The organism is Staphylococcus sp. SUC_1.2 (assembly GCF_026222585.1).
This window is the reverse complement of record NZ_JANJPM010000023.1, coordinates 36033-42917: the sequence shown is the minus strand read 5'-3', so window position 1 is coordinate 42917 and position 6885 is coordinate 36033. Positions and strand designations below refer to the sequence as shown.

Below are 6885 nucleotides of genomic sequence, written 5' to 3'. Positions count from 1 at the left end.
TTTTTGATTTATGAAAATTATGAAGATAATCCTGATGAAGCACTACTACTTTGTTGTTCTTTTAATTTTTCTGGATTAAGTATAGTATCTTCTACAGATTTTTTAATATCGCTATCTTTATAATCTACGTTGTATTCTTTCAATAAGTCTTTATAAGCATTTGTCAATAGTTTTGGATTTTTTTGAACTTTTTGTTCAATAATTTTTGTTTTTAATTGAGATTTTTGTTTATTAAAGTCATCTTCTTTATCAGCTTTGATAATGTGATAGCCGTATTCTGTTTTAACAATGTCAGAAATTTGACCTTCTTTTAGTTTAAATAAAGCTTTATCAAATTTATCGACCATTTGTCCTTTAATAACATAACCTAATGACCCGCCTTTTTTAGCTGAAGCAGAATCCATTGATTCTTTTTTGGCAATGTCATCAAATTTATTTGGATTTTTTTCAACTTCTTTTTGAATTTTTTCAGCTTTTGCTTTTGCTTTTTTATCTGATAAACCTTCTTTATCACTATCAGATTTAACTTTAATTAAAATGTGTGATGCTTTCTTAGTATCATCTTTTATTTCTTTGTCAGACACTTTAACTTTATCATTAAGTAATTGTTTTTGGTAAGCAGATAGTCTTTTCTGTTCTTTGTAATCATCAAGGGTCATACCCTGTTGTTTTAGCATACTTTCAAATTGATCTTTACCACCATATTGTTTTTCTTCTTTTTTAATATCATCATCGATACGCTTAGTATCTACTTTGTCTTTATATTTATCAGCTAATATTTTATTTAACTCAATACTAAATGATGTGCTAGCAATTTGATCTTTACCAATTTTATCCATAACATCTTTAACGGTTACATTACCAGCTTTTGAAGAAATTAATGTATTATCTTTAGAATCTGTAGAATCAGAACTACATCCTCCAAGTAATAAAACACCTGCTGTAACAGGGACAATGAGTTTATTCATAATTTTCATAGTTGATAGCTCCTTTGTGTATGTTAACAAAGTTACTATAACATAATATAATTATTCCACCAATTAATAAAAGATGATTTACAACTAAAGTATTAGATGAAAAATAATTTAAAAAAAGTCTACAATATCATTCAATATCATAGACTTTTTAATATATTCAAAATAACCACTAGACTGTATTTTAATTTTGATTGAATACGTTTATAATTACCATCTTTATATCTTAGATATTTGAATGGAAGGGCACTTTTGTCAGTAAATTAATACCTGTTTGGTGTTCTTCAACAAATTGTCCTTCTTTTGAAAAAAGAATAATTTTTAAATATAAAAAATCCATAACTGATAAACCAAGATTTAAGGCAAGTAAGAACATAAAATAATGTCCATAACTTGGAAAATGATAAGTTAGGAAAATTAAAATGCTTGTAATTATTAAAAATGGCAAAATAAGATTAATGCAAAAATAAAACTTGCGGACAGGCGTATTCACATACGTATTAAAATAAGGAAGCCATTTTTTCTTATTTAAGTTGTGCCATCTAAACGCATGAATATAAGGTAAAAAGAAGAATAAATGTATTGTTTTGTGAATAGGGTACATAAGAATGATAAATAATATTAGAAGTAAAAAGTATTTATCTGATAAAGGCGTTTTTACAAAATAATACATAATCTCATAACTAACTAAAAACGCAATAATAGTTGTTACAATACTTAAAAACGCAATTCTTGGAACACCAAATCGCGCATGGATATCTATATGACGTTTACATAAAAACATAACTCCACCTCGAAAATAGGTCGTTTAATATACGATAGGTATTATCTAACTAACTTGAGTTATCGTCAAGACAATTTTTAATAGTTATTGTAATATAGAGCAATGTTTTTATATTAGATTGTATATTTATAAAAAAAGCCATAAAGAAATCTATTAATATAAATTTCTTCATAGCCAAATTGAGCTCAATGTTAGAGTTCTATTTGTTATTATTCTTATCTTCTGAGAATGTATTACTAATTTCTTCGCCACGATTTTGAAGATTTTCAATATGAGATTTTAATTTTTCAATATTAGGATTGATATCAGATTTAAAATCTCCGATTAAAGTCTTAAATTCGTTAGCAATGTCGCTACCTTGTTGTACACCGTCATTTTTCACTTGCTTACTATAATCAATAATATTATAGAAACTACGTTTAATTGTTTCGATTTCTCGTTCTAATTCTGAGCGAGCACCAGTAGGAACTTTTTGTCCAGAGGCATTAGCATTATATCTTTGTTGATCACGATTCATCCATGATACAGCAATACCAGAAGCAAGTCCCACACCGATACCAAATAATACACGTGTAACTTTCATTTTTTATTCTCCTCACTATTATGTCGATTATAGAATAAATCATATCATTTTATGAAGTAAGTAACGATTGACTTAAGCTACTTACTATAATTATTACATTGACATATTGATTTCATTTTATATTACCCATAAATGATATTCAATATGCAGAATTATTCAAATTGAGCTTTAATTTGTTCAGCAATATCTTTTTTCTGTTCATCGCTAATTTCATTTTCATGAGTGTCCCATTGATAACCAAAACCATCGATATCATTTTTATATCGAGGTAGGAAATGGAAATGCAAATGAAATACTGACTGATCAGCATATTCACCATTATTTTGAATAATGTTTAATCCATCAGGTTGAAATGCTTTTTTAATGGCATTTGCTACTTTTGGAATAGCAGCTCCAATGTGTTTCATTGTTTCTTCATCAGTTTCAAAAATATTAGGAGAAGCTTTCTTCGGAATTAAAAGTGTGTGTCCTTTAGTAACTTGAGAAATATCTAAAAATGCATAAACATAATCGTTCTCATAAACCTTATAGCTTGGAATTTCACCAGTAAGAATTTTACCAAAAACAGTTTCTGACATAATTAAATGCACTCCTTTAACCTATTTTTACTCATTATTATAACATTGTTATTTTAAAAATTCGCTAATGAGTTATAGCAAACCTTAGTAGTTATATAATGATTTTGGTACAATATAACTCATGGAGGTGCCTTATGACAGTTAAAGTTGAACATTTAACAGGAGGATATGGTAAACGTCCTGTTATTGAAAATATAAATTTTGAATTAAAAAAAGGTGAAATAGTAGGATTAATTGGTCTCAATGGCGCTGGAAAAAGTACGACCATTAAGCACATGCTTGGATTATTAACGCCAATGGAAGGAACACTTTCTATTTCAGATACCAATATTAATGATGATATCGAAATCTACCGTCGTAAACTATCATATATTCCTGAATCACCAGTCATTTATGAAGAATTAACATTAGAAGAACATATAGCCATGACTGCTATGGCTTATCAAATAAGTAAGGAAGAAGCAATGAAACGTGCGCGTCCTCTACTAAAAACATTTAGACTTGAAAATGAACTTAATGTTTTTCCTAGCCATTTTTCAAAAGGAATGAAACAAAAAGTAATGATTATATGCGCATTTATTGTCGATCCTGAACTTTATATTATTGATGAACCATTTCTTGGTTTGGATCCATTAGGTATACAATCCATGCTTGATTTGATGGTTGAAAAGAAAAATGAAGGGCGTACAGTACTAATGAGTACCCATATTCTTGCAACTGCTGAAAGATATTGTGATCGATTCATTATTTTAGATAAAGGAAAAGTGGTTGCTTTTGGAAATTTAGAGGAACTACGAGAACAAACGGGTCTTAAAGATCAAACTCTTGATGATATTTATATCCATGTTACGCAAGGTGGTCAAACGACATGAATAATGAAGCCATAGCATTATTTAAACAACGTTATGACGCAATAAAAAAAGAAAAACATTATTATAATAAATTTATTTTTAATGGTCACTTTACTGTATTCTTAGTTATTTTATTAGGAGCCTTCATATTAGGTTATGGTCAATGGTTACAACATATTCCTAAAAATATAGATTATGCACTCTTAGCAAGTATTGTAATTGCTTTAACTTCAATCTTTCCATTTCGAACATTTTTAAAAGATGCTGACAAGTTATTTTTGCTTCCTTTTGAGAAGAATATGGAAGATTATATAAAATTAGGCCTAAGATATAGTTATTTTAACCGTATAATATTACAAATAGTGTTATTAATTGTATTATTTCCATTGTTTTATAAGCTTAATCAACAATTAGTTGTATCTTATATCGTGATGAGTGTATTAGCGCTTATTCATCCTATTTTAGGACTACGCTTAAAATGGCAATGGTATCGTGCGAGATTGTCTCAATGGATATTAAATGTCTTAATATTTTCACTTAATTTTATAACGTATTATCTAATTTTAGGGAAACAATTATATTTTGCCATTTTATTAACAATAATTTTCTTTGGCATGGCGTACCTTATACCTAAATTTAAGAGTCTTACGTTATTTCCATGGGAACAGTTGATTTCAGTAGAAGAAAGACATCATACAAATTATTATAAATTTGTAAATATGTTTACAGATGTTAAGCATTTAAAAGAAAATGCAGCAAGACGCAAATATTTAGATTTTCTTTTACCCACACCCAAAGGACGTCGTTTTAATTCGCACAATATGTATCTTTATTTATTTGTGAGAAGTTTTGTAAGAGGAAAAGATGCATTAAGTATTATTCTTCGACTTGTTGTCATTGCACTTGTACTTATGATTTGGCTGTCTCATCCACTTGTTTCTATTATTATTGGTAGTTTATTTATGTATATTATTTTATTGCAAATGTCTCAGTTTTATACGCAGCAAGCGTATGGACTATGGCCTCAGGTTTGGCCTGTATCAGATAGTGAAGTGATCAAAGGATATGAAAAATTCTTATATCGCCTTATGATTATGATAGGTATTATTTTCGCAATCATTTTTATCATCTTTTATATAAAATACTTCTTTTTTGCAATTGTATTCTTTATTGTAGGATGGTTAACGATTAGAAGTACGATTAAAAAATTGCAATATCAGGAAACTTTATTAAGAGATTAAAAAAAGAGGGAACTTAAGATGTATTAAACACATACTTAAGCTTCCTCTTTTTATGTTAATCATTAATAGGATATAAATATCTTTCAAAATAACTTGAATGTTGACTGCTTGAGCCAAAATAATGTCTTAATGCTTCTTTAGAAAAATAATCATTAAACATATCAGATGATTTAAAATCTTCGTATGTTTGACGATTAGCGAAGCCAAAGTAAATTTTATAAGTAGTACCTTCTTCAGGTCGTAAGAAACGATAGCTTTTAAAACCAGCAAATTGACTGAAATCTAAATTCAAATTCGAAAGACGTTTTTCTAGTTGATTGACATGATCTTCTGAACTTGGAATGAAGATAGCTGAATAGAAATGTTGATGATTAAGCTCATTGATTTCATTAACAACTTCATAAGTAGTAGGGTGTTTAAGTATAGATTTATCTTCGGATTCTTCAATAATGACTGAAGAATCATTAGTTGAATAAATAAACAGATGATTTTCAGGATGATTTAAACGAATTTGATTTAAATAGTCATAAGTTCCATAAGTTGTATATATTTTCATAAGCCATACCTCCTTTATTTATGTATATTATACGATTAAATGATAAGACTAGCTATTATAAATAATTTAAATAAGAAAATAAATTGTGAATAATTTATTTAAATCAATTCACTTATAATTACAAATTTAAAATTAAAGAATAGATAGACGTGCTTTGTCATTTTTATGACATTTAATATTTAAGAAACGCGAAATCTTTTATGTTGTGATATTATGAATAAGAATGATTTTAATTTAGGAGGATAAAATGGTGCATAAAAAAAATAATACAATTTTACAAACAATTAAAGGGGAATCAACCTCACACACACCTGTGTGGTTTATGCGCCAAGCTGGCAGATCACAACCAGAATATCGCAAATTAAAAGAAAAGTATTCACTTTTTGATATTACACATCAACCAGAACTTTGTGCATATGTAACACATCTACCTGTTGATAATTACAATACTGATGCAGCTGTGTTATATAAAGATATTATGACACCACTTAAACCTATCGGAGTAGATGTTGAAATTCAATCTGGTATAGGTCCTGTAATCCACAATCCCATTAAATCTATGAAAGATGTGGAAAAATTAACTCAAATTGATCCTAAAAGAGATGTGCCTTATGTGTTAGAAACAATTAAAATTCTAACTGAAGAAAAGTTAAATGTACCTTTAATTGGATTTACGGGTGCTCCCTTTACATTAGCATCTTATATGATTGAAGGTGGACCTTCTAAAAACTACACATTTACTAAGGCAATGATGTATGGCGATGAAGAGACTTGGTTTGCTTTAATGAATCATCTTGTAGACGTTTCAATTAAATATGTAACAGCTCAAGTTGAAGCAGGTGCAGAATTGATTCAAATTTTTGATTCATGGGTAGGCGCACTTAATGTACAGGATTATCGATATTATATAAAACCATCTATGGATCGTTTAGTCCGTGGAATTAAAGAACATCATAATATTCCTGTTATATTATTTGGTGTAGGGGCTAGTCATCTCATTAATGAATGGAATGATTTGCCAATTGATGTTTTAGGTTTAGACTGGCGTACATCTATTTTGAAAGCGGATCAATTAGGTGTAAATAAAACATTACAAGGTAATTTAGATCCTTCATTACTACTAGCACCATGGGATGTATTAGAAAAAAGAGTTAAAGCAATACTTGATGAAGGAATGCAAAGAGGTAAACATATATTTAACTTAGGTCATGGCGTTTTCCCAGAAGTTCAACCAGATACACTTAAAAAAGTAACACAACTGGTTCATGACTATACGCAAAAATAAAATTAGAATCATAAAAATTTATTTTTAAAAGGG

General features: G+C 28.5%; 8 protein-coding genes. 3 read left to right on the top strand and 5 right to left on the bottom strand.

Annotated features, from left to right (window positions below; all coding sequences use genetic code 11):
* Positions 1 to 17: 17 nt before the first annotated feature.
* The 4 genes from NR218_RS08945 to NR218_RS08930 form a co-directional block, all read right to left on the bottom strand.
* Positions 18 to 977 (bottom strand): foldase protein PrsA, encoded by a 960-nt coding sequence (locus NR218_RS08945; RefSeq protein ID WP_017176388.1) that lies wholly within the window; start codon positions 975 to 977, stop codon positions 18 to 20.
* Between the two features lie 223 nt (positions 978 to 1200).
* Positions 1201 to 1758, bottom strand: coding sequence for a DUF3267 domain-containing protein (locus NR218_RS08940; RefSeq protein ID WP_265883331.1), 558 nt, complete (start codon positions 1756 to 1758; stop codon positions 1201 to 1203).
* 199 nt (positions 1759 to 1957) lie between these two features.
* On the bottom strand, positions 1958 to 2341 hold the full coding sequence (locus tag NR218_RS08935) for a YtxH domain-containing protein (protein ID WP_002449632.1): 384 nt from the start codon (positions 2339 to 2341) through the stop codon (positions 1958 to 1960).
* Between the two features lie 152 nt (positions 2342 to 2493).
* Positions 2494 to 2919, bottom strand: a complete 426-nt coding sequence (locus NR218_RS08930; protein WP_070859925.1) for an HIT family protein — start codon at positions 2917 to 2919, stop codon at positions 2494 to 2496.
* Between the two features lie 134 nt (positions 2920 to 3053).
* On the opposite strand from NR218_RS08930, the gene ecsA reads away from it, so the two are divergent.
* Together ecsA and ecsB are read left to right on the top strand one after the other, a co-directional pair.
* Complete coding sequence (ecsA, locus tag NR218_RS08925; RefSeq protein ID WP_048761762.1) at positions 3054 to 3791, top strand: ABC transporter ATP-binding protein EcsA; 738 nt, start codon at positions 3054 to 3056, stop codon at positions 3789 to 3791.
* The gene (ecsB, locus tag NR218_RS08920) at positions 3788 to 5011 is read left to right on the top strand and encodes an ABC transporter permease EcsB (RefSeq protein ID WP_265883330.1); all 1224 of its coding nucleotides are present in this window, start codon (positions 3788 to 3790) and stop codon (positions 5009 to 5011) included. The genes ecsA and ecsB overlap by 4 nt, the downstream gene beginning before the upstream one ends.
* 55 nt (positions 5012 to 5066) lie before the next feature.
* Here the strand turns inward: ecsB and NR218_RS08915 are convergent, their stop codons facing one another.
* Entirely contained in the window at positions 5067 to 5567 is a 501-nt protein-coding gene (locus NR218_RS08915; protein ID WP_017176383.1) for an antibiotic biosynthesis monooxygenase, read from the bottom strand.
* A 247-nt stretch (positions 5568 to 5814) separates the two neighbouring features.
* On the opposite strand from NR218_RS08915, the gene hemE reads away from it, so the two are divergent.
* A complete protein-coding gene (hemE, locus tag NR218_RS08910) occupies positions 5815 to 6852 on the top strand; it encodes a uroporphyrinogen decarboxylase (RefSeq protein WP_017176382.1) in 1038 nt (345 codons plus the stop codon).
* The last annotated feature ends 33 nt before the right edge of the window (positions 6853 to 6885 follow it).